Source organism: Chroococcidiopsis sp. [FACHB-1243] (genome assembly GCF_014696895.1).
GTDB lineage: Bacteria > Cyanobacteriota > Cyanobacteriia > Cyanobacteriales > Chroococcidiopsidaceae > Chroococcidiopsis.
The window spans coordinates 102,947-129,761 of the sequence record NZ_JACJQX010000019.1 but is presented as its reverse complement, the minus strand read 5'-3'; the positions used below and the strand labels follow the sequence as shown (position 1 = coordinate 129,761).

Below are 26,815 nucleotides of genomic sequence, written 5' to 3'. Positions count from 1 at the left end.
TTCGCTACCACGACAACTGGTTGCGAAATTTTCTGATTGCCTCGTCCCTGAATGGTCGTGGAACCGGAAAACCGGTCAAACACAAACTAGAGTAGAACCAGCAACAATTACCCATTACCTATTACCAACTACCAATTCCCCACACCCTGATAACTGACAACTGATAACTGACAACTGACTTCAGCTCCATCCTTTTTCGGATTTTTCCAGTACGTAAGAGGCGACATCCTCAATCTGCTGGGCATTTAATTTTCCTTTGAAGGCTGGCATGGCATTTTTACCATTTGTGACTTGGTTGATAATTGCTTCTAAGGAGTTCATACTATATTTTTCTAAAGCATCTTTCTGTAGTGTTTTTGTCGCCATCACCACATTTCTCCCTCCCATGTGACAAGCAGCACAGTTGCTATTAAACACTTTGGCTCCGTTGGCTATGTCTGCTGCTAGAGCTGCGCTGGGAAAAGCTAGAGTCCAAATAGCAACAGCCAATAGCAAAGCTAACGCGATCGTTCGCATTCTTTCAATCTCCTTCTTTCACAAATTAGGCTCGGCAGATAAATCCAGCTAGGACATCAAACTAGAATGTCGAAAAAGGGTGGAGGTCTTCCACCCCAGAATCAAGGACTTTTTAACCTTTCGTATAAGAGCAGGCTGGAATCGAACACCTAGCTTAGATTGCATTCTGAATGGCAGTCAAAAGACAAGATGTCAAACTTTCACAAAATCAAACTTTCACAAACAATGTCGCGAGAGATAACTCTGACGGTGTAATCTGGAAAGCAGTAACCAGTTGTCGGTTGTCAGTTATCAGTTATCAGGAAAAAATGGTTGATAACTTACGACTTACGGCTTACAACTTACGACTTAGCTTATGTCTCCGCTGCCTAATTACCGTCCCAAACAGCTTTCCCTTGGTCCATTAGAGACAGAGATTTTAAATATCGTCTGGGAACTCGATCGCGTGACTGTCAAAGACGTACACGATCGCATTCTTGCCGATCCCGATCGAGAGTTAGCCTATACTTCTGTCACCACGGTACTGCGCCGCCTGACGGAAAAAGGATGGTTGGCTTGCGATAAACAAGAACGAGTTTTTTATTGGCGACCGTTGGTAACGAAAGAACAAGCGCAAGTTATAGAGGCGCATGAAAAGCTACATCGCTTTCTGGCGGTTGGCAACCCTGATGTTGTAGCTGCCTTTGCCGATAGTCTCGATCGCACCAGCTTAGAACAGCTCGATGCGATCGCTAAACGCATTCAAGCTGCACGCCAACAACGGGAGGAGAAGTAATGCATACCATCATGATTTTGGCTGCACTGGCAGTAGCTTGGAACGTGCGACAGAATTGGTCATCAGTCTCGGGTGATTGGCAACAACGCTGGAAACAAACGCTGTGGTTTTTTCTTTTTCCTCCGTTAATGTTAGCGATCGCCGGAATCTCGGTATTATGCATGGGAACCCAAGGCTCAATGCTGGGTTTGTCTGTAGGTTGGTATAGCTACGGACTGACGGTAATCGGTTTTATAGTGGCGATCGCGCTGGGGGTTAAACTGGCATGGCAAGGCTGGCGGGCTGTGAGCCAGACTCGTACTTATCCCCAAGAGCAAGTAGAGGGAGCATCTTGTCGGATTTTAGCAACTCCCATTTTGTTCAGCGCTTTAGTTGGCTTCTGGCGACCGGAATTAGTTGTTAGCCAAGGATTGCTATACGTCCTCACTCCCGAGCAGTTAGCCGCTGTGATTGCTCACGAACAAGCACATTACCACTACCGAGATACTTTCTGGTTTTTCTGGTTAGGTTGGATACGGACTTGTACCGGATGGTTGCCTCAGACAGAAGCTTTATGGGAAGAATTGTTATTGTTACGGGAACTGCGGGCAGATAATCGGGCAGCTCAGCAAGTCGATCCGCTGACTTTGGCAGAATCTTTGTTATTAGTCGTGCGTTCTGCGATCGTGCCGATGACGAATTTTTGTGTAGCCTTCAGCGCTGCTAGCCAAGCAGAGCGCTTGAGCGAACGCATCAATGCTTTATTAGAACCAGCAGCACCTCCTACCCAATCGCAATTTAATTGGTCTTGGTTGTGGTTGTTATTGGCATTCCTACCCCTAATTACTGTCCCGTTTCATTCTTGAAGAGAGTGAGTCGTATTGTCATAACTACAATCGGTTCTTTTGGCGATCTACATCCTAAAATAGCGATCGCGCTGGAATTACGAAAACGCGGTCACGATGTTGCATTTGCCACGCATAGAGAATATCAAGCCAAAATCGAAGCTTTGGGATTTGAGTTTCATCGTATGCGTCCTGATGGCATAGACGATCCTCAAAAGATGGCGCAGGCGATGGACGTGCGGACAGGTTCAGAATATATCGTCCGCAAGTGGGTTTGTCCGAGTTTACGCGAGATGTATGCAGACTTGATGCAAAGTGTCAAGAGTGCAAATTTTATTTTTGCAGGTGAAGGAGTTGTTGCAGCTCGGATGGTGGCGGAAAAATTGGGGATACGATGGGCAACAAGTGCAATGGCTCCAATTTCGTTTTTCTCCATTTACGATCTGCCTGTATTGGCTCCGTTTCCATTTTTAGCAAAGTTGCGCGGTTTTGGGGCGATCGCTAATCGGGGAGTCATCAACTTTGCCAAGCTTGTCAGCAATTCTTGGGCTGAACCCGTTCGCCAATTTCGTCGCGAACTTGGTTTACCTGCACTGATTGGCAATCCCTTCATTGACGATAAGTTTTCCCCTTATCTGACGATCGCCCTATTCTCTCCTGTTTTGGCAAAACCTCAACCAGATTGGGCTGCAAATACAGTAGTCGCAGGTTCGACATTTTATGATGGTAGTCAAAATGGAGCGAAACTTACACTGGAACTAAAGCAATTTTTGGATGCAGGTGAGCCGCCAATTGTTTTTACTCTTGGTTCAGCCGCAGTGAAGACTCCTGGTAACTTTTATCAGGAAAACATTCAAGCTGCAAAGCTGTTAAACCGCCGTGCTGTATTATTAATCGGGAACAATCTGCCTCCAGAAAACCTTTCAGCCGACATTTTGGCAGTTAGCTATGCACCATATTCGCAGATTTTTCCTCACGCTTGTGCGATCGCGCATCAGGGAGGAATTGGTACGACGGCGCAAGCATTACGTGCAGGTCGTCCAACCTTAATTATGCCCTACAGCCACGACCAGCCGGATAATGCCGCACGGGTCGAACGATTAGGAACTTCTCGCACGATTCCCCGCCAGCAGTATCGAGCGTTGCGGGTAGCAAATGAATTGCGTAAGTTGTTAGAAAATCCCAACTATGCAGCCAAAGCAGTAGAAATTGGACAAATTATTCAAGTAGAAAATGGAGTGAGTGTTGCGTGTGATGCGATTGAAAAACAGCTCTAAGCAGCTTCAATCCCCTGCTTAACCAATGACTTTTTCAGGGAGAAATAGCTGAATCTAACTGCTGTTTTAACTCTTCTTGACTAGAAGAATTATCCAAGACAACATCAGCACGCTTGCATTTTTCTGATAGTGGCATTTGACTGTTAATTCGCGCCTGTGCTTGTTCTACAGTTAGATTATCGCGCTGTATTAGTCTTTCTATTTGCTGTTGTGACGAACAGGAAACAACCCAGATTTCTGTGACTAAATCTGTCATCTCTGCTTCAAATAGCAAAGGAATAACTAATATAACTATAGGAACGGATAATTTATTGATTTCTTGCTCAAAGCGATCGCGCACGTAAGGATGAATTTGTCTTTCTAACCACTGCTTTTCTGTAGAACTGTTGAAGATAATTCGCGCTAGTTGTTGGCGATCCAGCGTCCCATCAGCCTGCAAAATGTTTTTGCCGTAACGCTGGGCGATCGCATTTAAAATTGGCGAACCAAGTTGCACTGCTTCTCGCGCATAAATATCTGCATCAAGAACTGGTAAATGATATTCATGTGCTAAGTATTGAGAAACAGTACTTTTACCAGTGCTAATCCCACCAGTAAGACCGATAATTCTTTTTTGGTAATTGGTAATTGGTAATTGGTAATCAGTCACTAGTTGTTAGTTGTTGGTTGTCGATCGCTGCTAACTGATAATTGCTTGTAACAAACCATCCAAAGTATATTCTTCTGCTTCTATATCAACTCTACCGAGGAGAGAAATACAGTCTTTAGAGGTTTGGGGACCAATGGAGGCTATACAAATTCCATCTAAATTAATGTTGTTATATGGTGCTATGAGTTGGCAGAAATTTCTGACTGTTTTAGAACTAGCAAAAGTAATAATATCCACTTTATGACTCTGTAACGCCTCTAATGCTTCAGGCGCAATTGACTGCGGACAACGAGATTCATAAGCTGCGACTTCTAACACATCTGCACCTTTGGCAGTAAATTGTTTGACTAAGACTTCTCGTCCTCCAGTTTCAACTCTGGGAAATAAAACTTTTTTACCTGCTAAAGATTCAGGAAAGTTTTCTACTAAAGAATCGGCAACAAAATCGGGAGGAATGAAATCTGGTTGTAAATATCTTTGTTGAAGACTCTGAGCAGTTTTTTGTCCTACTACAGCAATTTTTACCCCTGCTAGCGCCCGCGTATCTTTACCTTTAGCTAGCAGGCGTTCAAAAAAATAATCTACTCCATTTGTAGAAGTCAAAACTAACCAATCGAAATCCGATAACTGCGCAATCGCATTATCTAACCCCATCCAACTCGAAGGCGCACCAATCTCCAATGCTGGCATCTCAATAGCTGTCGCACCCATTTCTACAAGGCGATCGCAAAATTGACTCGATTGTCCTAGCGATCGAGTGACGAGAATTGTTTTACCTAAAAGCGGTGCGTGGGGAGAGTGGCTAGTGGCTAGTGGCTGGTGACTAGAATAACTTCCTTGTCCCCCTTGTCCCCCTTGTCCCCCTTGTCTCCCTTGTCTCTTCTCCTTCGGTTGCAAATACTCGCGCCAGCCAACGACTTCACCAACTACGATCGCCGCAGGAGAAAGGTTTAAGCCATCGGTTTGCGCTACAACTGTTTCGAGGGTGGCAGTCCAAACTTGCTGTTTTGCGGTTCCCGCCCAACGCACGATCGCAATTGGCGTATGAGGCGATCGCCCATGCCTAACTAATTGTTTGACTATTTCTGATAACTGTTGCCCTCCCATCAGAAACACCAGGGTTCCGATTGATGCTAAGCCTTCCCAATTTACAAGTTCTGGTTCGTGGGCAGTTGTGACGGCAAAACAACGACTCATTACCGGATCGGTGAGGGGAATTCCTGCTAGTGTTGGTGCGGCTAAGGCTGAAGAAATTCCAGGTATAACCTCAAACAGGCAGCCTGCGGTAACTAATGCCTCAATTTCTGCTGCAGCTCGTCCAAAAATGAACGGATCGCCGCTTTTGAGCCGAACGATCTGTTGTCCTGTTTGGCAATACTCGACTAATAAGCGATCGATTTCTGCTTGAGGGGTGCTGGATTGTCCGCCGCGCTTACCGACATCAAGTTTGAGACAATTTGACGGCACTAGTTCTAACAATTGCGGATCGACTAAAGCATCGTAGATCAATACTTCTGCTTGGCTCAACAGTTGCAGCGCCCTAACAGTTAAATAATCAATACTTCCTGGTCCCGCACCGACCAGGTAAACTTTACCCGTTGTGTTCATCATGCTTCATCATGCAACCCTCAGATTTTATGGTAATTGGTAATAGTGCATTACGTTGGTTCGCGCGATCGCTTGAATCGCTTGTAAGCTTCCGCCTGCATGGAGAACGCGATTTTGTAACTCGAACCCCGCTTCTTCCAACAACTAATGAGACGCATCTAACCCTGTCACCTCTTGAGAATATTTCACCAATAGTTCAGTTGCTTGACCGCTGCCGCAACAAAGATCCAAAACTTGAGTTTTTGGCTAAATTGTTAAGTTTTGCAAAGCTAATTGACGAAACTTTCCTTCTCCGTCCACGCTCAACGCCGCTAGTCGAGAAACTGTATCGTAAAACCATTGGTAACTATAGCTCCATTCTCGTAATATTGTTGCCATGTTTCAATCCTCATAAATATTTGTTGACCGATATTCCGAATAAAGATGTATTGTTAAAAGATGTATTGTTAAAATCAGTAACAAAGCTGAAGAAATTGGGGTAACAAAACTGCTATGGGTCGAGTGGGAGTACTATTACTTAATCTAGGTGGACCGGATCGACTAGAGGATGTCAAACCATTTCTATTTAACTTGTTTGCCGATCCGGAAATTATTCGCCTGCCGTTTCCCTGGCTGCAAAAACCCCTGGCATGGTGGATTTCAACCGTACGTACGAAGCGATCGCAAGAAAACTACAAGCAGATAGGTGGTAGTTCTCCCTTACGACGCATCACTGAAGCCCAAGCGCAAGCGCTGCAAGCAAGACTAGAAGAAAAAGGGCAACCAACTCAACTCTATATCGGGATGCGTTACTGGCATCCATTCACCGAAGAAGCGATCGCCCGCATCAAACGCGATGGCATTGACCGTTTGGTGATTTTACCACTCTACCCGCAGTTTTCCATCAGCACCAGTGGTTCTAGCTTCCGCTTGCTGCAACAAATGTGGTTAGAAGACCCAAAATTAAACAGCATTGAATATACAGTCATTCCCTCTTGGTACAAGCAATCAGGCTATCTGCAAGCAATGGCGCAGTTAATCGCCCAAGAGTTAGATGGGTTTTCCAATCCTGATACAGTGCATGTCTTCTTTAGCGCTCACGGCGTACCAAAAAGTTACGTAGAGGAAGCAGGCGACCCCTATCAGCAAGAAATTGAGGAATGTACGGCGCTAATAATGCAAACTCTCAACCGCCCTAATTCATACACCTTAGCTTATCAAAGTCGTGTTGGTCCTGTAGAATGGCTGCAACCATATACAGAAGATGCCATTCAAGAATTGGGTCAGCAAGGAGTGCAAGATATGGTTGTCGTACCAATTAGTTTTGTCTCCGAACACATAGAAACTCTGCAAGAAATTGATATGGAGTATCGGGAAGTTGCAGAGTCAGTAGGTATACATAACTTCCGTCGCGTCCCAGCACTCAACACTCACACTCAGTTTATTGATGGAATGGCAGATTTAACCATCGAAGCCTTAAATTCTCCCAGCGTTAAACTGTCTCAAGTGTCGCAAATGAAAAAGCGGGTCAAAATGTACCCTCAAGAGCGATGGCAGTGGGGCATGACGACCTCGGCAGAAATTTGGAATGGTAGAATTGCCATGCTCGGCTTTATCGCCCTGATTATCGAGCTAATCACTGGCAAAGGGCTATTGCACGCCGTCGGGATTTTATAGGGAGTAGGGAGTCGTAGGGGCGCACAGCTGTGCGCCCGTACAGGAGTAAGGAGTAGTGTTTGACTTACGACTTATTCATCCACTCTAAATAGTGGCACATTCAAAGTTACGCAAAGTCACGCTCTCTGGTTTGATATGGGGCGACCCATTTGGTCTATCAAACCCATGAGCTACGATCCGACTAAGTTAAATCACTCAGAAATACTGTCTCTATTAGCTTCAGGTGTGCTGGAGTATTTTGGACGCATCAAAGCAGGAGAAAAAGATCCATTTCCCTATCCCGATCCTTTAATTAGGGGATTTAATCAACTGAGTATTGCCTGTGCTTTGCAAAATGTAGAACGCTCTAAAAGACCTAAAGGCGTTGTAGAGTTTGTAGAGACATGGGGAAAATTGCCATTGACCAAGTGGGCGTTAAAGTTGGAGGTAGCAGACTATGATTTTGCTGCGGATGACTGTTTGATTAAGCCAGACTTGAGTAAACCAACGCAATTGTGCAAAGATTTGGCGCGGGGATTGCGGTTGGTGTCTTAATGCGATCGCCTAATTTTAATTAAATTTAAATCTCGTCTAAATTTACATCAAAAGTTTGTTCTGCTACTGTTACACTGTCACCCGATCTTAACTTGCGTCCGCGTCTAGTCTCCAGTATGCCATTAACGAGAACCTCACCTCCCTGAATTATTAGTTTGGCTTGTCCGCCTGTTGCTGCTATGCCAATTAATTTTAAAAATTGATCGAGTTTAATTGTATTATCACTGTTACTAATCATGAAAAATCTCAAATTCAACTACGAGCAAAAACAAACAAGCTATTAACATCATGCCCAAATCCTTGCTCCGTTGACAAGGCATGGATCTCTGCCATGTATTCTGCCTTAAGCTGCGCTAATTTGTCTGGTGATAATTGACGCACCTGGTAGCCGTAAACATTACTAGCATGTGCGTTCCATGCTGTTTCTGCATCTTTGAAGTAGAAACCGAATTGTTGAGTTACAACTTCAATATTTTGAAAACCAGCCTGTTGAAGTAAAGCTTGGCACTTTTCAGGAGTACCTAGTGGTTCGTTGGGATTGTCAACCGTAATTCCAAATTCTTGTGCTTTCTCTCTAAATAAAATAGATGCAGTATGAGCTGTTTCAGCAAAACAGGAAAAAGCTACTATTCCACCTGTGTTTAAAAAACGATACCACTGACGTAGGGAAGAAAAAACATTTGTAAGATAGGCGATCGCAGCGGAACAAAAAATCACATCAAAGCTGTTATCGTCAAAATGTAAATCGTCCGCGTCCGCTTCAATCAATTCAATATTTTGTAATTTTTCTAACTCAACTTTGTGCCGTGCTTGTGCTAGCATTCCCGTGGAAATATCTACTCCCAATACATAACCTACATCTCCTACGATTTTAGCTGCCGCGATCGCCACGATTCCCGTACCAGTTGCCACATCTAAAACTCTTTGTCCCGGCTTGAGTTGAGCTAATTCTATTAAAGGTTTGGCAAAGCGATAGCGAAACTCGTTGTCATAATTAGTTCTAGAATTAAAATCTGTAATAATTTGCTGCTTGTATTCATTCATACGAGTTGTCATTAGTATTTTCCCTACTCCCTAATATTTATCCGAAATTACCACAATGACATTTGTATAGGTGATTGATAAGAATTTGAGCAGAGGCGATCGCAAGGATAATTAAAATGCCGACGAAAAAATCAAATTTGCTCCCTGCTGTTGTAGCTATCGGGATTGTAGCAGGAGGTGCAGCGGCTTATTGGTATTTTAAAGGCAACTTTGGCAGTGGCGCGAGTCCTTTGGCAAGTGCTAAAGTCGTACCAGATGAAGCATTGATGGCAGCTTTTATTTCGACCGATGCTAGTGTTTTGGCGCAGTTACAGCGATTTGGCACTCCTGAAGCCGAAAAGTTAGTTGAGAAAAGCCTGCAAGACTTCGATCGCCAAGTATTCACAAAATCTAATATTAATTACGAACAAGATATAAAACCCTGGTTGGGTAACGTCACAATTGCCTTACTACCACCTAGTTCTGCTAAGCAAGTACAAGCAACACCATTCTCGTCTCAATCGAATATTTTACTGGTACTAGGAATTAAAAATGGGTTGAGTGCCTGGAACTTTAGCAAGAAACTAAAAGCCGATAAAACAGTTACGAGTCAAGAATTCGATTATAAAGGACAAAAAATTACTGAATCAACCAGTCAAGGCGCACCAATCTACACCAGTATCCTTGACAATCGAGTCGTTCTCGCTCCAGCTAAACAAGCAGTAGAACAAGCAATCGATACTTATAAAGGAGAACCCTCTTTTGCTACCAAAGCAGGTATAGACAGCACTTTTGCCCAAAGCTTACAACTCAAAAACCCGATCGCGCAAATTTATTTACCCGATTATGCAGGTGCAGTCCAACAATTGACGGCTACTAATCCGGCTGGATTACCTCCACAAACTTTAGCACAGTTGCAATCGGTCAAAGCCGTAGTTGCAGGGGTGGGTGTAGATGACATGGGAATACGGATGAAAGCGATCGCGCAGTTAAATTCTAATGCCATCAACATACAATATCAAAACTCTCCTAGTAAGGTCGTCACTCGATTCCCCGTCGATACGCTGGCTTTATTGACTGGCGCGGGAATCAGTCGTACTTGGGCGGCATTTGTTGACCAAACTAGAGATTTACCGGAAGTCAAGCAAGGATTGGACTCTGCTCGGCGATCGTTCAAAACAAGTTACAATCTCGATCTAGACCGAGATGTTTTTGGCTGGATGGATGGAGAATTTGCCATTGGTGCAATTCCATCTAGTCAAGGGATGTTAGGTTCCTTGGGATTTGGCGGCGCACTAATGTTTCAAACCAGCGATCGCGCTACGGCTGAATCGACTCTCGGTAAACTGGATGCGATCGCTAAAAGTAACTTTTTAGCTGTCGTTCCCAGAGATATAAATGGTAAAAGCATTACTGAATGGCAAGTTCCCGCCCAAGGTGCGATTGTCGGTCACGGCTGGTTAAATCCAGATACAATGTTTATTGCTGTGGGCGAACCGATTGTAGAGGCGATCGCCAAGCCTTCTGGTAAGTCTCTTGACAGTAGCGAAGTTTTCAAAGCCGCAACTGGTTCTTTAATACAACCTAATGCAGGTTACTTCTACTTAGATATGGATAAAACCATGTCGTTACTTGCAAGTAAACCCCTAAGCACCGCGATCGATCCAGAAGCTACTGCCATTATTAACTCTATTCGCGGCATCGGCATCACCGCCAGCAACCCTGACGAAACCACGAGTCAAATGGAGTTACTCGTCGCACTCAAACAGAGAAGTTAGGGAGTAGGGAGCAGAGAACAGAGGACAAGGGAGACAAGAAGGACAAGGGAGAATAACTATAAATGACCAATGACCAATGACTAATGACCAAAATAAATTAACTCTTCTTACAGTAGGAAGCGGGTTTGCAGATGCTTAGTTAAAATGCAGGTAGTTTCATGCTATCTACCACTTTTATACCTGTTCCCGATCGCAGAGTTAAGAATCAATTATGAACGCTGGACTTCTAAATAGAATCCCTCTGCTACCTGTTGTTGCCCTCTGGCTAGCTTACGCACTATTGGGATGGTATCTCTCTGCCTACCATATCTTTTGGTTTGTTGGAGCCTGCATAGCGGCTGTAGGATTAGCTTTGTCTTGGAAAAGTATTGTTGCTTTAGAGCAAATCATGAAATTTGCTTCCCAAGGATTTCTATTGATTGTAGCAATGCTTTTGGTGTGCGTGTTGATTGCTTTGGCTGCGGCGCGATCGATTTTAATTCCGATTATTGTCATGCCTTTAGCTATTACATTCTTAGCAAATGTAGAAATGCGGTTTGCTGGTTTTAGTCGATTCAATACTTTTTTGTTTTTAGCAGTTGTAGCAGGTTTTGGATTGGGTTTTGGCGAGGTTATCGATCTTTTGTTCTTAGCATCCAATCATAAATATTAGGAGGGGCGGGTTTAGACAACAGATTTTTCTGACACGAATAGCTATCGGATAAAACCCGCCCGTACAATTCCTACCAAGGAACACGCGCAACTGCATGAATTGAGTATTTTGTCAAGGAAATTTTTGAAATAATCCGTAAAACCGCGATCGCGGCTGGTAGAGATCGGTATATCGCGTTGATTTTCCATAGGAAATTTATGCAACTATGCCGTTCCATTATCAGCTATACGATTATTGGTTGCGTTCTACGGGGATTTGGGTTTCTCCGTTACTAACGCTAAATGTAAATTGGTTGAATGAGTCAGAAATATCGGCGATCGCCCAAATTCACGCTCTAGAACGAGTTGAATTCGGAATTAAAATGAGTTGGGAATATCGTAAAAAACTAGACTCAGACTATATGTCTTGGTGTGTCGATACCAAGCATCCCAATGTTGTATTTACAGATAAAAGTATCTCCCACAATAGCTCACCTAGTATATTCAGCTATCAAATGCAAGATCCCAATCGACTAGTTATGTCGGTTGGGAAATATGAAGAAACCATCGTATTAGAAAGCTATAACAAACGTTTGCGCGAACAGAGGTATGAAGGTAAGCTGATGAGACGGCTTTGGGAAACAAAAGTTGATGCGACAATTGCTCCATTGGCGATGGTTTCATAACTTTAGATCGCGTTCTACCTGCTCTAAAATTAGATCGACCGAAACAGCAGATTTTGTTTTTCTCCTTTGCCTCCAGCTATTTAGGCAACAAAGCTGCTCGATCCATCAATTTCAGTTGTTCTTGTCGATCCTCTACTCCTTGTTGGTATTCCAAAAGTGTAAATGTATCTACTTGAATTGCTTCATTACGAGCAATTTCTGCCGCACGAATTAGCTCAGCCTCTTCTAGAGTAATTATCTCAGCTTCATGTGCTGCTGTAACTAGCTGCTCCGGTTTTCCTGACGGCAGCTGACCTTCACGACTGGCAGCTTTGATAGTTTTAAGTGCTGGTTCGGCTTGCAATGTTAAGAGAAAAGCGCGTTCCAAGCGTCCCAAGGCTTCATTTGGATCTACAGGAATGTAAATACCTGCGGTGAGGCGATCGCGTTGCTGTCCTAGTGTCTGAAGGTTACGAGCAATGTCACTGCCTAGTCGGTCAGATGGTAAAGAACCGATCGCATTGAGCCGCCACCACCAAGTCACGGGTTTTCGGAATAAAGAACCGAGAATTGGTACGGACAGGTTACTGAATATTCCTTCAAACCCAAGCTGGATTTGAGCTAAGGCATATTCTACTGCCCAGCGAACAAAGGGTAAGTCTTCCGTGCAACCTTCTGCCTCAAATCGGCGCAGGGTAGCTGTTGCCAAATACATCCAAGAAAGAATATCAGCAAATCGTCCAGTTAGTTTTTCTCGCCGCTTTAACGTGCCACCAAAACAGAAGAGAACCAGATCGGTCAGCCAAGCAAAAGTCGCGGCTGCCCATTCGAGTTTGCGGTAGTATTTAGCAGTAGCTCCAGTTACAGGCGGACGGGCGAGATAGCCACGGGAAAGACTCAGCAGCAAGGCACGACAACCATTACGCACCATAAAACCAACGTGATGCCAAAAGGCGCGATCGAAAGCTGAGACATCCGACTGTTTGAGGGCAATAACTTCAGCATAGACGTAAGGATGACAGCGGATCGCTCCTTGACCGAAGATCATCATCGTGCGAGTGAGGATATTCGCGCCTTCAACCGTAATCGAGATCGGAGTGGCAATGTAGATATTTGCTAGCAGGTTTCTGGGTCCGCGACAAATACCAGAGCCACCGAGAATATCCATCCCGTCATTGATAATTTGACGCGAGAGTTCCGTCAGGTTGTACTTAGCGATCGCCGAAATAACAGCAGGTTGCTCGCCGCGATCGACTGCCCCGCAAGTATAAATTCGAGCAGCATCCATCAAATATGTCAGTCCCCCAATCCGAGCTAGGGGTTCCTCAATTCCTTCAAACCGACCAATTGGCAGTCCAAACTGCTGTCGCACTGTTGCGTGAGCGCCCGTCACTCTGGCGATAAGTTTGGCAACTCCGGTACAGGTAGCAGGAAAGCTGATGCCCCGACCCGCAGCCAGGCTCTGCATCAACATTTTCCAACCCTGACCCACCTGTTCTACACCACCGATAATTTGGTCGATGGAGATGATGACATCATGCCCTTCAACCGGAGAATTGTAAAACGGAACTCCCATCGGATCGTGTCGCCGTCCTAAAACCACACCGGGTGTATTCGCCGGAATTAAAGCGCAGGTAATGCCTACATCCTCTCCTTTACCCAGCAAATTTTCTGGATCGCGAAGGCGAAACGCCAGACCGATTAAAGTGGCGATCGCGCCCAGAGTAATGTAGCGTTTGCGGAAATTCAAGCGCAGATATAGTTTTCCATCTTCAGCTTGAAACACGACCCCTTCAGAAGTAATGCTACCCGCATCTGAGCCAGCCTGGGGTTCGGTCAGGGCAAAACAGGGAATTTCATCCCCCTTGGCTAGTCGGGGCAGATAATAGTCTTTCTGAGCTGGAGTACCATATCGCAGCAATAGCTTAGCGGGTCCGAGGGAGTTCGTCACTCCAACTGTCGCCGTGTGGGTGAACGATCGCGATGCCAACTTCATCATCACGGCGCTGTAGGCAAAGTTAGAAAACCCCAACCCGCCATACTCTTTGGGAATCATCATGCCGAAGAAGCCTTCATGTCTGAGATATGCCCAGACTTCCGGTGGTAAGTCTTTGCGACGGTAAATTTCCCAATCGCTGACCATGTGGCAAACTTGTTCTACTGGTCCGTCAAGAAATGCTTGGAGTTCTGGCGTGACCTGGGGATAGGGTTCGCTGTTAATTCTGCGAAAATTGGGTTGACCGGAAAAGAACTCACCATCTACCCAAACGGTTCCTGCCTCGATCGCCGCTTGTTCGGTTGCAGAGATGTTTGGTAGGAGATTGAAAGCTTTAATGGCGGAAATGATGGGAGATGTGACGAGCGATCGCCGTAATATTGGTAAATTTAAGATTGCTGCCACCACACCAAACAGCGACCACACCCAAATTGGCGGATTCCAAGCTGCCAGCACCGCGAGAAAGTACAGCGACCACAGCCACAACGGAACGCCAATGTAACCCAGTGCTAAAAATAGGAAAATTAGCGCGGGAATGACAACGACTGGATCGAGCAGGTTCATCATCATAATTCGTAATTCGTAATTCGTAATTAAAAGTGGGTTGAAGAATCTGACCTCTCAGGCGATCCTGATTCAGGAGGTTGCCAAATTCTCAAACACTGCCGCTGCTCCCATACCACCACCAACGCACATCGTCACCAGACCGTAACGAATGTTACGCCGTTTCATTTCGTGCAGCAGGGTGGCTGTCAGCTTCGCACCCGTGCAACCTAGAGGATGACCGAGAGCGATCGCGCCGCCGTTGACATTGACAATTTCCTCATTCAAACCGAGCTTGCGAATTACCGCTAAGCTTTGAGCGGCAAAGGCTTCATTCAACTCGATTAACCCGATATCTTCCAAGCTTAAACCCACTTGCTTCAGCACTTTCGGCACAGCCTCAACTGGTCCAATCCCCATAATTTCTGGGGGAACTCCGGCGACTGCAAACCCTAACATCCGTCCTAGAGGTTTTACACCGAGTTTGTTGACCCAGCGCTGACTCATTAACACCGTCGCTGCTGCTCCATCCGAAGTTTGGGATGAGTTCCCAGCTGTAACCGCTCCACCGTGGCGAAAAACAGGTTGCAATCGCGCCAATGCTTCCAGACTGGTATCGGCGCGAGGACCTTCATCAAGCTGAAAAACTTGCTCCACGACCTGTGGCTTGCCATCAATATAAAGAGTTTCGCGCACCGGAAGCGGGATAATTTCTTCAGCAAAACGACCTTGCCTAATTGCAACTAAAGCTTTCTGATGCGATCGCAGCGCAAAAACATCTTGTTCCTGGCGAGAAACTCCGTACTGCTGGGCTACGTTCTCAGCCGTAATCCCCATCGTACAGTATGCTTGTGGAGTCTCCGCCAACACTTCTGGGTTGGGAGCTAGATAGTGTCCCCCCATCGGAATCAAACTCATCGATTCGGCTCCACCAGCCACCATAATTTCCGCTTGTCCTGTGGCGATCGCTTGAGCTGCCATCGCGATCGTCTGGAGTCCAGAAGCACAAAAACGATTGACAGTACAACCTGCCACTGAATCGGGCAAACCCGCCCGCCGAGCAATAACTCGACCCAAATTGAATCCCTGTTCCGCTTCTGGAAACGCACAGCCAATAATGATGTCGTCAATATATTCTGGTGCCAGTCCTTCGACACGAGCGATCGCGCCTTTGACTGCGACCGCGCCCATGTCATCGGGGCGAACGTGGCGTAACGTACCGCGTGGCGCTTTTCCCACCGCAGTCCGAACGCTGCTGACAATATAGGCTTCTTTCATAGTTGGTAGTTGGTAATTGGTAATTGGTAGTTGGTAGTTGGTAGTTGGTAATGGGTAATGGGTAATGGGTAGTTGGTAAGAAAGTGGTGTGTGGTGCGTGAAGAAGGGGTGTAGGGTGTGTAGGATGTGGGGTGAATTCTCCCTTGTCCCCCTTGTCCCCCTTGTCCCCCTTGTCCCCCTTGTCCCCCTTGTCCCCCTTGTCCTTAATTTCTTAGCGGCTTTTTATGTTTCAACGTGTAGGCAATCCGCTCTTGGGTTTTGGGCTGGCTGAGTAGGGGTAAAAATGCTTCCCGTTCTAATTGCAGTAAGTAGTTTTCATCAACTAAAGCAGGTGCAGAAAGTTCTCCGCCAGCCATGACGTAGGCTAAACGGTTGGCTAAATAGCGATCGTATTCGCTGATGAAGCCGCCTCGGTAAAGGGTATCGGCAGCATAATCCAACATTGCTCTCCCTGGACGACCTAGCACCATAATGGCGTTGCGTTTGGGGGGTGGGGCGTAACCTGCGCGATCGCTACATAAGACTTCTTCTTTCGCAACTTCTAAACGGCGATCGCCATTCATTAAAATTCTGGCTGTCGGTGGTAGAAATCCCAGTTCTTGGGCTTCCGCAGCACTATTGGAGACTTTCGCCATGCCAATTGTTTCAAACACTCGCCGCAGAAACGGTTGGATGTGATGGGGCGCTTCTGTGGCAGCGCGATCGGCTGCCCATGTCACCGATCGCATAATGCCACCAGCCCCAGGAATTAGACCTACACTCAGTTCCACCAAGCCGATATAAGTTTCTGCTGCTGCCACGACTTGCGGACACGCCATGACTAACTCACAGCCACCACCCAACACGCGCCCCTGAATTGCCGCAACAATTGGTTTGGGAAAGTAATGAATCCGTTGTAGCAGAGTTTGAAATTTGACAATCAGATCGGCGATCGCTCCTAATCCCGACTGTGCCATCATTGCCATTTCTGCCAGATTTGCTCCACCTGAGAAATGAGCGCTGCTGTTACCAATGACCAATCCTCGGTAATCGCCATTTTCGATGAGATCCAGCATCTCAGCTAAACCGTCAACCACTTGCAAACTCAAAGTATTGCCCTTCGAGCGAAACTCATACAAAACCACCCCATCGCCCATGTCCAGCAATGCGGCTTCGGGATTTTGCCATATTAGCGGGAGTCGGGAGTCGGAAATCAAATTTTCACTTTTGACTTTTGACTTTTGACTTTTGACTTCTGCCCATTCCGGCACGGGCATTCTAGCCGCTTTCATATCTGCCAGTACGGTTTCAAATCCCAATACATCCCAAATTTCAAAAGGACCGAGTTCCCAGCCAAAGCCCCATCGCATTGCTTTGTCAATGTCGGTAGGACTGTCGGCAATTTCGAGAATGCGGCAGGCAGCATAACTTAATGTTTTAAGGATAGACTCGCGGAAGAAAGCACCCGTACGATCGCGATCTCGATACAATGCTCGCAGGCGATCGCCTAAATTGGGAATCTTACCAATTGCCTCAATATCACCCAAATTTAGAGGTTTAGCTGGTTCGTAAGCGAGTGTTTCTGGATTTAATGACAGAATTTGTCGGTCTTGCTTTTTGTAAAAGCCTTGACCTGTTTTCGCCCCTAACGTTCCCGTCTCTACGAGTTTGCGTAATAGTTCCGGCACGCGGAAGACTGCTCTGCTTTCATCATGGGGAATAGCTGGATAGAGATTGCTGGCGACATACATCAACGTATCTAGTCCGACTAAATCCGCCGTGCGGAATGTGGCTGATTTTGGTCTACCTGCAATTGTTCCCGTTAGAGTATCGATTTCCTCAATCGTGTATCCCTGCGTTAATGCCTGCAACCCGAGCATGGTGACATACATCCCAATTCGGTTAGCAATAAAGTTAGGAGTATCCTTTGCGACTACAACTCCTTTACCTAAATGCACTTCTCCGAACCACTTCATCCTTTCTAGTACTTGTAGATCGGTGTCAGTTGTCGGAATGACTTCGAGTAATTTGAGATAGCGGGGCGGATTGAAAAAATGACTACCTAAAAACCTTTGACGAAAGGATTCAGAACGTCCTTGGGCGATCGCGTCGATTGGTAAACCGCTGGTATTGGTGGATACGATTGTATCCGAGCGAATTACGCTCTCTAGGCGTTCCATCAGCTTTTGCTTAATATCTAGATTTTCTACCACTGCCTCAATAACCCAATCGACTGTGGCAACTGAGTCAAAATGCTCGTCAAAATTACCCAAAATGACACGACGGGCTGTCTTTTCTGTAAAAAATATAGGTGGAGATAGCTTCAGAGCTTTTTTAAATGATGTTTCAACTAATTCATTTTTATTGCTCCCCTTGCCAGGAATATCTAATAAATATACGGTTAAACCTGCATTGGCGAGGTGAGCGGCAATCTGGCTTCCCATCACTCCCGCACCAAGAACGGCGGCGGTTCGGAACGGCTTAAACATAGTTTTAAAACCTCAGTTATCAGTTATCAGTGGTAATTGGTAATGAAGTGATGCGTAGTGTGCGATCGATTAATTCCGAATTCCGAATTCCGAATTCCGAATTCTCTCTACTCCCTGGCTTAAGGATTGAGCATATGCAGGACAGGTGGATGAAGGTACGGGGGGACATGGGTTGAGTTGTTCGTGACGCTGTGTCTCTCGTCGTTTGGAATCTTCTTGACCATATAAAGCATTAATTTCTTGAGCAAACATTTCAGCGATCCTGGCGCGTTTTACTTCTCCACTGGGGGTCAGCATTCCGTTCTCGACGCTGAGTGTAGCGTTGATGAGCTGAAAGCGTTTAACTAAAGACCAGTAAGGCAAATGGCAATTAGCTTCATCTACTAAAGCCTGGTAGAGGGCGAGAATACAGGGATGGTTCAATAATTCTGCATCTGGTAGGTCGAGTCCCAAGATTTGAGCTTGTTGGCGCAGGTTGTTGAAATCGGGAAAAATTAGCATGACACAGAATTTACGTTCTGCCCCCACTGCAACGGCTTTTGCTACCAGAGAAGATTGTTCTAACTTGTGTTCTAATGGCTGTGGCGTGACATATTTACCTGTTGAAAGCTTGAAGTGGCTTTTCTTTAATCCAACGATTTTCAGAAAACCATCGGCAGTAAACTCTCCTATGTCGCCTGTATGAAACCAACCCTCAGAGTCGATCGCCTGCTGGGTAGCTTCGGGGTTTTTATAGTAGCCTTGCGTCACGTAAGGTCCCCTGACTAAAATTTCACCATCAGAGGCGATCGCAATTTCTATCCCTGGCAGCGGTACTCCTACTGTTCCAGCTCGGTTGAAGCTACCCCGATTGCAAGCAACTGCCGAACTCGTTTCTGTCAATCCATAGCCTTGTAGAATCGTGACTCTGGCAGCAGCAAACAGGTTGGCAATCTCGGCTTTCAAAGCTGCACCACCGCAGATCGCATATTTGAGATGACCGCCAAACACCGAGCGCCATCTAGCAAATACTAGTCGGTCTGCTAGTTTCAGCATCCAGTCGTATTTGCCGCTCGGTGAGTGTCCCAATTTGTACTGTTGGGCAAGGGCGATCGCCCAATCGATCAGACGTTGAGTTTGTTCTGTTTGTAATGATTTCCAAGCGCTGAGAGAGGCTTGCCAACGCGGTAACTTGAATTGAGTTGGGGGAAGCCATCGCAGAGAGGATAAACGGAATTTTTGCTGGGGAGTCTCTTGTTTCTTCTGAAACATCTGTGCGGCAAAAGTCCGAAAGCGGGGCAGCAAGTCGTATTTGACACTCTTCACTGTCTCTGGTTGTGGAGTCTGACTACCTGTTTCTAAAATTCGCTGATAAATTTTTTCCAGCAACAGAGGCACGGTAGCAAATATTGTTGGTTGTATCTCTTTAAGATGTTTCATCACTCGGTTAGAAGTGGTGAAGTAAACGCTATGTCCGTAATTCATGTGACCGTAGAAAAAGACACGGGCAAAAACATGAGTCAAGGGTAGAAATGAAAGTACGACCTCCTTTGCACCCAGTTCTAAATCGGGAATTCCACTGAACATTGCTAGGGCATTAGCTGAGAGGTTTTCGTGAGTCAGCATCACTCCTTGAGGCTTACCAGTGGCTCCAGGGATATAAATGATGGTGGCTAAGTCGTTGGCTGTTAGCGATGCGCGTAGCTGTTGTTGCCTCTCATCTGACATCTGAGCTTGTCCTCGCTGCCGTATCTCTGCTAAGGAAAAGATTTGGATTGCTTGAGGATGCTTGAATTGTCCTTGCCAATCGAGGGGAACATCGGCAACGATCGCGATTTGTAGATCGGGCGTGCTGCTTAAGTAAGGTATGATGTGGTCGAGTAAGTCGAGGTTAGAAACAATTAGTCCTTTGGCTTCGCTGTGTTGCGTAATAAAAACAATATTTTCTAACGTTTGGGTGAGATCGATCGGTACGTCAATCAGTTGAGCTAGCAAGCAGCCCATGTCAACTATGCAAAAGTTAACATCGCTATGCGTCAGGAGGGCAACGCGATCGCCCTTCTCTAACCCTAAGTTCGACAAACCGAGTGCTACTTCTTCAGCCGCAGTCCGAAAGGCTCGCTCGGATAAGGACTGCCAACCTTGTTCCGTCCACCAATTTAAAGCATGGAAATTGGGAGCGCGATCGCAGGCTTCATCTAATAATGAAGGCAATGTGCGTCCCAACAACACATTCCCAGAGTTGGGAGGGGCTGTGTAAATTTTGTTAGACCACAACATTTTCGCCAAGAAGAGCTGAAATCTCTTCCCCTCGATAAAGTTTTTCTGTTTTTTTTATTAATTGGCTTTTACAGTAAGATGGGCATTGCCCACCCTACACTTACTGAAGCCCACCGCTGCGATCGCTAACAATATTTGCGATCGAGCGCCCGAGCTAATAGTTTTTTTTATTGAGTTTTGTTTTTAGAAAACAGAGTCAGATGCAGTATTTGTTTTGGATGCCGAATTCTCACACCTGAGTTAGATATTTTCCCTGTTTCTCCTTTCTAATTAATATGAATTAACGACACAACACGTAACTAAAGATGTTAAACCATCATATCTAACCCTTCAGGGATCGAACGATATGTCAAAAGAATTGCTCGATCTCAGTTTAACTCATTACTTCACGAAGCTGCTATTTTATCTATCTTTAGTAACAAATCAAACTAACAACAGGAATTTTTACTCACTAATCATTGAGTTCCAAGCCTCTGAATTCATTTTAAAAGAGCCAAATATACACTTCACTGTCCATTGTTAATTTATTGAAATAAAGAAAAACTGGTAACATTATTTAATCCTTTTACGCACCACTCTCTTACCTCACGCTGCTTGACTGTCATCAATTTCCTGCAAATGCTGCTCCAACCAGTTACCGATGTCTACAAGTACTTCTTGATAATTCGTATCGGCATAAAGATCGTGATAACTGCCAGGATACTCGTAGCATTTCTTGTCGGGATAAGTGACCCGTTCGCAGAACAGCCAACTACTTTCAGGATGAGTTACTTGGTCTGCACTGCCATGTAGCAGCAGTAAAGGAATTTGCAGCTCAGAGGCATGATTTTCGATCCAATCCACGGCAGCAAAGAATTCTGTTGCAAGTCTGGCACTACCGTATTCGTGACGTAAGGGGTCTTGACTATAAGCAGAAATAACATTTGGATTGCGCGAACTAGCATGATGATTCAAGCCAACCTTAAGACTCAAGCGTGGATAGACGCGGGAAAAGACTCGCCCGATCGCCAGTTTGAGGCGCGAAACTCCAACTTTTCCCAAAGCTGGTGCAGTGACGATCGCACCCCGCAGTCCCTGCGGCGATCGCAAAGCATAATCCAAAATAATCGCACCTCCCAAGCTATGCCCCCAGACAAAACAAGAGCAATTGGGTTCTTGCTGCCAAATTTGCTGCAAAAAGGCGCTTAAATCTTCTCGAAATTCAGTCCATCGATTAATATGTCCCCTTTGTCCTGGCGAGTGTCCGTGACCTCGTAAATCAAAGGCATAGATTACATAACCTAGAGACACTAAGTACTCTACAGCAGGTAAAAATAGACCGCTATGCGCTCCCAAGCCATGCACGATCGCCACCACAGCCCGCGATCGATCTTGGGGATGCCAGCTTTGGTAATAGAGCCTTAATCCACCAGCGCCCTTGAAGGTTCCTGCAATGTTTTTCATCCTGATTCTCCCCAAATGTTTTTCTACAACAGGGTGAACTCAGAAGTCAGAAATTACCGTGCATCCATTTTAATTGTATACAACTGACGAAGAAGACTGAATGCCTCACTTGAGCTGAGCGATCGCTGTTTGGATACGGTTGAGAGCTTCGCGAATATTTTCCAATGAGTTAGCGTAGGATAACCTTAAATATCCCTCACCAAATCTGCCAAAAGCAGAACCAGAAAGTACGGCAACTCCGGCTTCTGCTAGTAAGTAATCTGCGAGTGCATCACAGTTGAGAGGAAGTTGTTTGACATTAGGAAATACGTAGAATGCTCCTGTAGGTTTAACGCACTGAATACCCGCGATCGCATTCAAACCATCGACAATAAAATCTCTTCGCTGTCTGAATTCGTCCACCATCTGTTCTACAAACTCTTGCGTCCCTGTCAATGCTTCAATTCCAGCAATTTGAGTAAACGAACAGGTGCAGGAATTAGAATTGATCGTTAATTGCTCCAGCTTTTGAGCTAATAGTTGGGGAGCCACACCATAACCCAAGCGCCACCCCGTCATCGCGTAAGTCTTAGAGTAACCATCTAGCAGAATCGTCCGCTCTTTCATTCCAGGCAAACTCATAATGCTGTGGTGTGTTTGTTCGTAAAGGATGCGCGAATAGATTTCGTCCGAGAGGATATAAAAATTATGTCTTTCTGCTAAATTGGCGATCGCCTGTAAATCTTCAAGTTGCAGCACTCCTCCGGTAGGATTTTGGGGAGAATTGAGAATTAATAGTCGCGTACGCGGAGAAATTGCTTGTTCTAAATCCTCAATCCGAAAGCGAAAGCCAACTTCTTCGCGTAAGGCTAGAGGAATTGCCTTTCCTCCGACGAAGTTAATCACTGATTCGTAAACGGGAAAACCTGGATCGGGATATATGACCTCATCACCTGCATTCACCAGCGCCAGAATAGTGAAAAAAATTATCGGCTTAGCGCCTGGTGTCACTACCACTTCATCGGGATGCACCTTAACGCCTCTTGTATGTGTCACATATTGAGCGATCGCTTGCCGTAACTGAGGTAATCCAGCAGCAGGAGCATAGCCAGTGTAGCCATCTTGCATGGCTTGAAATGCAGCCTGACAGATATTCATCGGTGTCTGAAAGTCTGGCTGTCCGATTTCTAGATGAATTACGTTACGTCCTTGAGCTTCCAACCGTTGTGCTTTGGCAAGGACTTCAAAAGCAGATTCCGTCCCCAGGCGGCTCATTCGTTCGGCAAAATTCATATTAATTCATTTTCCAAATCACAACTGACAACTGACATTCTTGTATAAATTTTTATTAAAAAAATACTTATTAAGAATGTTAGATATCAACCAAAAGTTATAGGGATCGACAATAGCCGAAAAATATAACTACAATTAAATTAGTAGACTCGATCGAACGCTAGGGGTCTTCCCTAACAATAGAATGAAACCTTAACTTCCATTTTATAGAGTCTCTTTGCTAATACATACTCTGTCATAGATGTATTAATGAAGCTTCTATAAAGGAATGAAAAGGCTAGATCGAGTTTACATGATAAACCTATAAATTTATTGTTAATTTTTGCTGCTATTGGTAGCAAAATTTGATGTGGCACAACCCAATGCTAACTACTAAATTTAGATGTAGCAGATTGAATAATCCTGCTATCCTCAATTGAATGTGAGGAAGTTTACTATGCTGAATTTATCAAAACCACAAGAATTTAATTGTCTAGCCAGCTACGTTTTAGAAATGGTGAACGCTGTTAAGCTAGAGCAATTAAAACCATTTTTCGATTTTTTACCAGCCGATCCATATTTAGCAGGCAACTATCGTTTTAGAAACCTTTCTCACTTTCAAATAGCTGGCGATCGCCTGATAAAATTACCCCACAGGCAGCTATTTCAATCGAAAGCATATAACCCAATTTTGGGAGATGTAATTAGAGAGTATCCAGAACTTGACGATCGCCTAGTTGCGTCAGTAGATTTTCAAAAAATTGTGTGGGAATTTTTCCAGTTTTGCCAGCTCTGTACTAACTTCAATGAAGTTGCAGTGCATCAAATTAGAACGACAGCTTCTTCCCAGCAACTCGGCAATCCTGCGCCTGAAGGAATTCATCGCGATGGAGTCGAACTCGTCGGCATTTTCTCTGTCAATAGAACCGGAATTGAAGGGGGAGAAACGCACCTTTATCCAGAGAAAGATGGTCGTCCCGCTTTCAGTAAAATTCTCAATCCTGGCGAATTCTTAGTCTTTAGAGATAGTCAATACTTCCACTACACCTCGCCAGTCAAAGCGACTACATCTGAACTGGGAGTGAGAGATGTTTTCGTCCTCACATGTCCTGGGTTATTTCCTCCTGAGCAGGGAGTAGGGGAGAAGAGAGTTGAGGGAGCTGAGGGAGCGCAAGGTTGCTGAGGGAGCGCAAGGTTGCTGAGGGAGAGTCGCAAAGAGACCTCTCGCCTCTCGCAAGAGCGCCTTTCACCAATTACCAATTACCAATTACCACTGGTAACTGTCATATGATGAACAATATTTTAGTCACTGGCTCTAGAGGTCAACTGGGAAGCGACCTTGTTGTTGCCCTACAAAGACGCTATGGGACAACACACGTCATGGAAAGCGGGCGATCGCCACGCTCAGAGGAAAGCAAGTTATTTCCTTATAAAGTGTTAGATGTCACAGATGCTCGGCGGTTGGAAAAAATTATCAAGCGGCATCAAATCGATACAATCTACCACTTGGCAGGACTACTATCAGCAAAGGGCGAACAGGAACCCGATCTCTGTTGGGACGTTAATATTAACGGGCTAAAAAATGTTCTGGAAGTAGCAAAATCCGCTCGACTCAGAGTTTTTTATCCTAGTTCTATTGCCGTATTTGGAGCGCATACGCCGAAGTTAGACACGCCTCAGATTACGGTGACAGAGCCATCTACAATGTACGGAATTACCAAGGTGACGGGCGAACTACTTTGTCAGTACTACGCGCAACGGTTTCGCGTGGACGTGCGATCTTTACGTTTACCGGGCATTATTAGCTACAATGCCCCACCAGGAGGCGGGACAACAGACTTTGCCGTAGAAATCTTCCATGCTGCCCTCCAGCAGAAAACTTACACCTGTTTCCTTCGCCCAGAGACTCGCTTGCCCATGATGTATGCTTTAGATGCGGTCAGAGCGATTCTGGAACTGATGGAAGCAGATTTATCAGCCATCAAAGTTCGTACTAGCTACAATGTGGCAGCAGTCAGCTTCTCGGTAGCAGAACTCGTAGCTGAAATTCAAAAGCACTTACCTGAGTTTACCTGCGAATACAAACCCGATTTTCGGCAGGCGATCGCTGATTCTTGGGTTTGTACAGTTGACGACTCCAAAGCACGAGCCGATTGGGGTTGGCAGCATACCTATGACTTACCTGCAATCGTCAGCGATATGTTGGCGAAGCTGGAGTCATTAAAAAGGGAGCAGGGAGCAGGGAGCAGAGGAGCAGGGGGGCAGAGGGGCAGGGGAGCAGGGGAGCAGGGGAGCAGAGGAGAATCAAAAACTCACGAATCACGTACCACGCACTACGCACCACTTATTCCCGACTCCCGACTCCCAACTCCCAACTCCCTACATTCGGTGATGTAGCTATGTTGACCACAGCGGCGGCTTCTGTTTTTCAATCCCTGCTCGATGAAATTCATCAATCCGGTCTGCGCAAAGAAGAACGAGCGATCGCATCCCCTCAAGATGCTAAAATCCAACTTCAAGATGGTCGGATGGTACTGAACTTCTGCGCTAATAATTACCTGGGATTAGCTAACCATCCTGACATTATTGCCGCAGCCCAGGAAGGAATTGCTAAATATGGTTTTGGCTTGTCATCGGTGCGCTTTATCTGTGGCACACAAACCATACATAAAGAGCTGGAAGCAAAGATTTCTGCATTTCTCGGTACTGAAGATACGATTTTGTACGGTTCCTGTTTTGATGCCAATGCCGGACTATTTGAAACACTACTTGATGAAGAGTGTGCGGTCATTAGCGATGCGCTCAACCACGCTAGTATTATTGACGGAGTTCGGCTGTGTAAAGCTAAACGCTATCGGTTTGCCCATAGCAATATGGAAGAATTAGAGCAAACGCTGCGAGCTACCCAATCGCTGAAAATCCGCTTAATTGCCACGGATGGGGTCTTCAGCATGGATGGCGATATCGCTAAGCTAGACCAAATCTGCAATTTAGCCGAACAGTATGATGCGCTGGTCATGGTAGATGATAGTCATGCTACTGGGATTTTGGGAGCAACAGGACGCGGCTCGATCGAACATCGTGGTGTCATAGGTCGTACAGATATCATCACCAGTACGTTAGGAAAAGCCCTGGGTGGAGCTTCTGGAGGCTTTACATCAGGTCGTAAAGTCATTATCGACTTGCTTAGGCAGCGATCGCGCCCCTATTTATTTTCCAACACCCTTGCTCCGGCGATCGCCTACACCAGCATTAAGGTATTGGATTTACTCAACCAAACCTCAGAATTACGCGAAAGACTGCTGGAGAATGCCAGCTACTTTCGGACTTCCATCGGCGATCGCGGTTTTGAAATTAAACCTGGGATTCACCCGATCGTACCAATTATGCTGTACGACGCGAAACTCGCACAAGCTGTGGCGCGAGATCTGCTTGATGAGGGGATTTATGTCATTAGCTTTAGCTATCCTGTAGTTCCCCAAGGTCATGCTCGAATTCGGGTTCAAGTTTCCGCCACTCACACGCAAGAACAATTAGAGCAATGTGTAGAGGCGTTTGCTCGCGTGGGGAAAAAGTATGGGGTTGTTTAACAGTAACCAGTGACCAGCGACCAGTTCCAGTAGGATTTATTTTCAAAACTCA

23 protein-coding genes and 1 pseudogene are annotated in these 26,815 nt (G+C 45.6%); 11 read left to right on the top strand and 13 right to left on the bottom strand.

Features of this window, described 5'->3' with window-relative positions; genetic code table 11:
- Positions 1–180: 180 nt before the first annotated feature.
- Positions 181–516, bottom strand: coding sequence for a cytochrome c6 PetJ (gene petJ / locus H6G17_RS15895; protein ID WP_192158754.1), 336 nt, complete (start codon positions 514–516; stop codon positions 181–183).
- Positions 517–871: 355 nt separating this feature from the next.
- On the opposite strand from petJ, the gene H6G17_RS15890 reads away from it, so the two are divergent.
- The 3 genes from H6G17_RS15890 to H6G17_RS15880 are packed head-to-tail and all read left to right on the top strand — an operon-like array spanning position 872 to position 3,392.
- A complete protein-coding gene (locus H6G17_RS15890; protein ID WP_015154911.1) occupies positions 872–1,291 on the top strand; it encodes a BlaI/MecI/CopY family transcriptional regulator in 420 nt (139 codons plus the stop codon).
- Positions 1,291–2,136 carry a M56 family metallopeptidase gene (locus H6G17_RS15885; protein ID WP_192158752.1) on the top strand — a complete coding sequence of 282 codons (846 nt, stop codon included), beginning with the start codon at positions 1,291–1,293 and terminating at the stop codon, positions 2,134–2,136. The genes H6G17_RS15890 and H6G17_RS15885 overlap by 1 nt, the downstream gene beginning before the upstream one ends.
- 5 nt (positions 2,137–2,141) lie before the next feature.
- Positions 2,142–3,392: a glycosyltransferase gene (locus H6G17_RS15880; protein WP_192158750.1), complete on the top strand. Its 1,251-nt coding sequence runs from the start codon at positions 2,142–2,144 to the stop codon at positions 3,390–3,392.
- Between the two features lie 34 nt (positions 3,393–3,426).
- Here the strand turns inward: H6G17_RS15880 and coaE are convergent, their stop codons facing one another.
- From coaE to H6G17_RS34665, 3 genes and pseudogenes are all read right to left on the bottom strand, one after another.
- Positions 3,427–4,041, bottom strand: coding sequence for a dephospho-CoA kinase (gene coaE / locus H6G17_RS15875; RefSeq protein ID WP_192158748.1), 615 nt, complete (start codon positions 4,039–4,041; stop codon positions 3,427–3,429).
- A 30-nt stretch (positions 4,042–4,071) separates the two neighbouring features.
- Positions 4,072–5,652: a uroporphyrinogen-III C-methyltransferase gene (gene cobA / locus H6G17_RS15870; protein WP_192158746.1), complete on the bottom strand. Its 1,581-nt coding sequence runs from the start codon at positions 5,650–5,652 to the stop codon at positions 4,072–4,074.
- A gap of 147 nt (positions 5,653–5,799) precedes the next feature.
- A pseudogene (locus H6G17_RS34665) lies at positions 5,800–6,027 on the bottom strand (SAM-dependent methyltransferase); the annotation flags it as partial.
- 114 nt (positions 6,028–6,141) lie between these two features.
- Here H6G17_RS34665 and hemH point away from each other — a divergent pair.
- A complete protein-coding gene (hemH, locus tag H6G17_RS15860; protein WP_192158742.1) occupies positions 6,142–7,305 on the top strand; it encodes a ferrochelatase in 1,164 nt (387 codons plus the stop codon).
- A 135-nt stretch (positions 7,306–7,440) separates the two neighbouring features.
- Positions 7,441–7,839 (top strand): hypothetical protein, encoded by a 399-nt coding sequence (locus tag H6G17_RS15855; RefSeq protein WP_015154920.1) that lies wholly within the window; start codon positions 7,441–7,443, stop codon positions 7,837–7,839.
- 25 nt (positions 7,840–7,864) lie between these two features.
- On the opposite strand, the gene H6G17_RS15850 is transcribed toward H6G17_RS15855, so the two are convergent.
- Both H6G17_RS15850 and H6G17_RS15845 read right to left on the bottom strand, forming a co-directional pair.
- Entirely contained in the window at positions 7,865–8,077 is a 213-nt protein-coding gene (locus tag H6G17_RS15850) for an RNA-binding S4 domain-containing protein (protein ID WP_015154921.1), read from the bottom strand.
- Between the two features lie 14 nt (positions 8,078–8,091).
- A complete protein-coding gene (locus tag H6G17_RS15845; RefSeq protein WP_192158740.1) occupies positions 8,092–8,895 on the bottom strand; it encodes a class I SAM-dependent methyltransferase in 804 nt (267 codons plus the stop codon).
- A gap of 104 nt (positions 8,896–8,999) precedes the next feature.
- Between H6G17_RS15845 and H6G17_RS15840 the strand changes: the two genes are divergently transcribed.
- Positions 9,000–10,640, top strand: a complete 1,641-nt coding sequence (locus tag H6G17_RS15840; RefSeq protein ID WP_192158738.1) for a DUF3352 domain-containing protein — start codon at positions 9,000–9,002, stop codon at positions 10,638–10,640.
- Between the two features lie 211 nt (positions 10,641–10,851).
- A complete protein-coding gene (locus tag H6G17_RS15835) occupies positions 10,852–11,292 on the top strand; it encodes a hypothetical protein (RefSeq protein ID WP_192158736.1) in 441 nt (146 codons plus the stop codon).
- Between the two features lie 41 nt (positions 11,293–11,333).
- Here the strand turns inward: H6G17_RS15835 and H6G17_RS15830 are convergent, their stop codons facing one another.
- A complete protein-coding gene (locus tag H6G17_RS15830) occupies positions 11,334–11,480 on the bottom strand; it encodes a hypothetical protein (RefSeq protein ID WP_192158734.1) in 147 nt (48 codons plus the stop codon).
- Between the two features lie 17 nt (positions 11,481–11,497).
- On the opposite strand from H6G17_RS15830, the gene H6G17_RS15825 reads away from it, so the two are divergent.
- Positions 11,498–11,956 (top strand): hypothetical protein, encoded by a 459-nt coding sequence (locus tag H6G17_RS15825; protein ID WP_192158732.1) that lies wholly within the window; start codon positions 11,498–11,500, stop codon positions 11,954–11,956.
- Between the two features lie 76 nt (positions 11,957–12,032).
- Here the strand turns inward: H6G17_RS15825 and H6G17_RS15820 are convergent, their stop codons facing one another.
- From H6G17_RS15820 to H6G17_RS15795, 6 genes are all read right to left on the bottom strand, one after another.
- A complete protein-coding gene (locus H6G17_RS15820) occupies positions 12,033–14,495 on the bottom strand; it encodes an acyl-CoA dehydrogenase (RefSeq protein ID WP_192158762.1) in 2,463 nt (820 codons plus the stop codon).
- A gap of 72 nt (positions 14,496–14,567) precedes the next feature.
- On the bottom strand, positions 14,568–15,752 hold the full coding sequence (locus H6G17_RS15815; RefSeq protein ID WP_192158730.1) for an acetyl-CoA C-acyltransferase: 1,185 nt from the start codon (positions 15,750–15,752) through the stop codon (positions 14,568–14,570).
- Between the two features lie 203 nt (positions 15,753–15,955).
- Positions 15,956–18,220 carry a 3-hydroxyacyl-CoA dehydrogenase/enoyl-CoA hydratase family protein gene (locus tag H6G17_RS15810; RefSeq protein WP_192158728.1) on the bottom strand — a complete coding sequence of 755 codons (2,265 nt, stop codon included), beginning with the start codon at positions 18,218–18,220 and terminating at the stop codon, positions 15,956–15,958.
- A 69-nt stretch (positions 18,221–18,289) separates the two neighbouring features.
- Positions 18,290–20,479, bottom strand: coding sequence for a long-chain fatty acid--CoA ligase (locus tag H6G17_RS15805; protein ID WP_192158726.1), 2,190 nt, complete (start codon positions 20,477–20,479; stop codon positions 18,290–18,292).
- Positions 20,480–21,064: 585 nt separating this feature from the next.
- Complete coding sequence (locus H6G17_RS15800) at positions 21,065–21,922, bottom strand: alpha/beta hydrolase (protein WP_192158724.1); 858 nt, start codon at positions 21,920–21,922, stop codon at positions 21,065–21,067.
- Between the two features lie 105 nt (positions 21,923–22,027).
- Entirely contained in the window at positions 22,028–23,194 is a 1,167-nt protein-coding gene (locus H6G17_RS15795; RefSeq protein ID WP_192158722.1) for a pyridoxal phosphate-dependent aminotransferase, read from the bottom strand.
- 436 nt (positions 23,195–23,630) lie between these two features.
- Here H6G17_RS15795 and H6G17_RS15790 point away from each other — a divergent pair, with 436 nt between their 5' ends.
- From H6G17_RS15790 to kbl, 3 genes are all read left to right on the top strand, one after another.
- Positions 23,631–24,356 carry a 2OG-Fe dioxygenase family protein gene (locus H6G17_RS15790; RefSeq protein ID WP_192158720.1) on the top strand — a complete coding sequence of 242 codons (726 nt, stop codon included), beginning with the start codon at positions 23,631–23,633 and terminating at the stop codon, positions 24,354–24,356.
- A 104-nt stretch (positions 24,357–24,460) separates the two neighbouring features.
- Positions 24,461–25,570 (top strand): NAD-dependent epimerase/dehydratase family protein, encoded by a 1,110-nt coding sequence (locus H6G17_RS15785; RefSeq protein ID WP_192158718.1) that lies wholly within the window; start codon positions 24,461–24,463, stop codon positions 25,568–25,570.
- 2 nt (positions 25,571–25,572) lie between these two features.
- Positions 25,573–26,763 (top strand): glycine C-acetyltransferase, encoded by a 1,191-nt coding sequence (kbl, locus tag H6G17_RS15780; RefSeq protein ID WP_192158716.1) that lies wholly within the window; start codon positions 25,573–25,575, stop codon positions 26,761–26,763.
- Positions 26,764–26,815 lie beyond the last annotated feature (52 nt).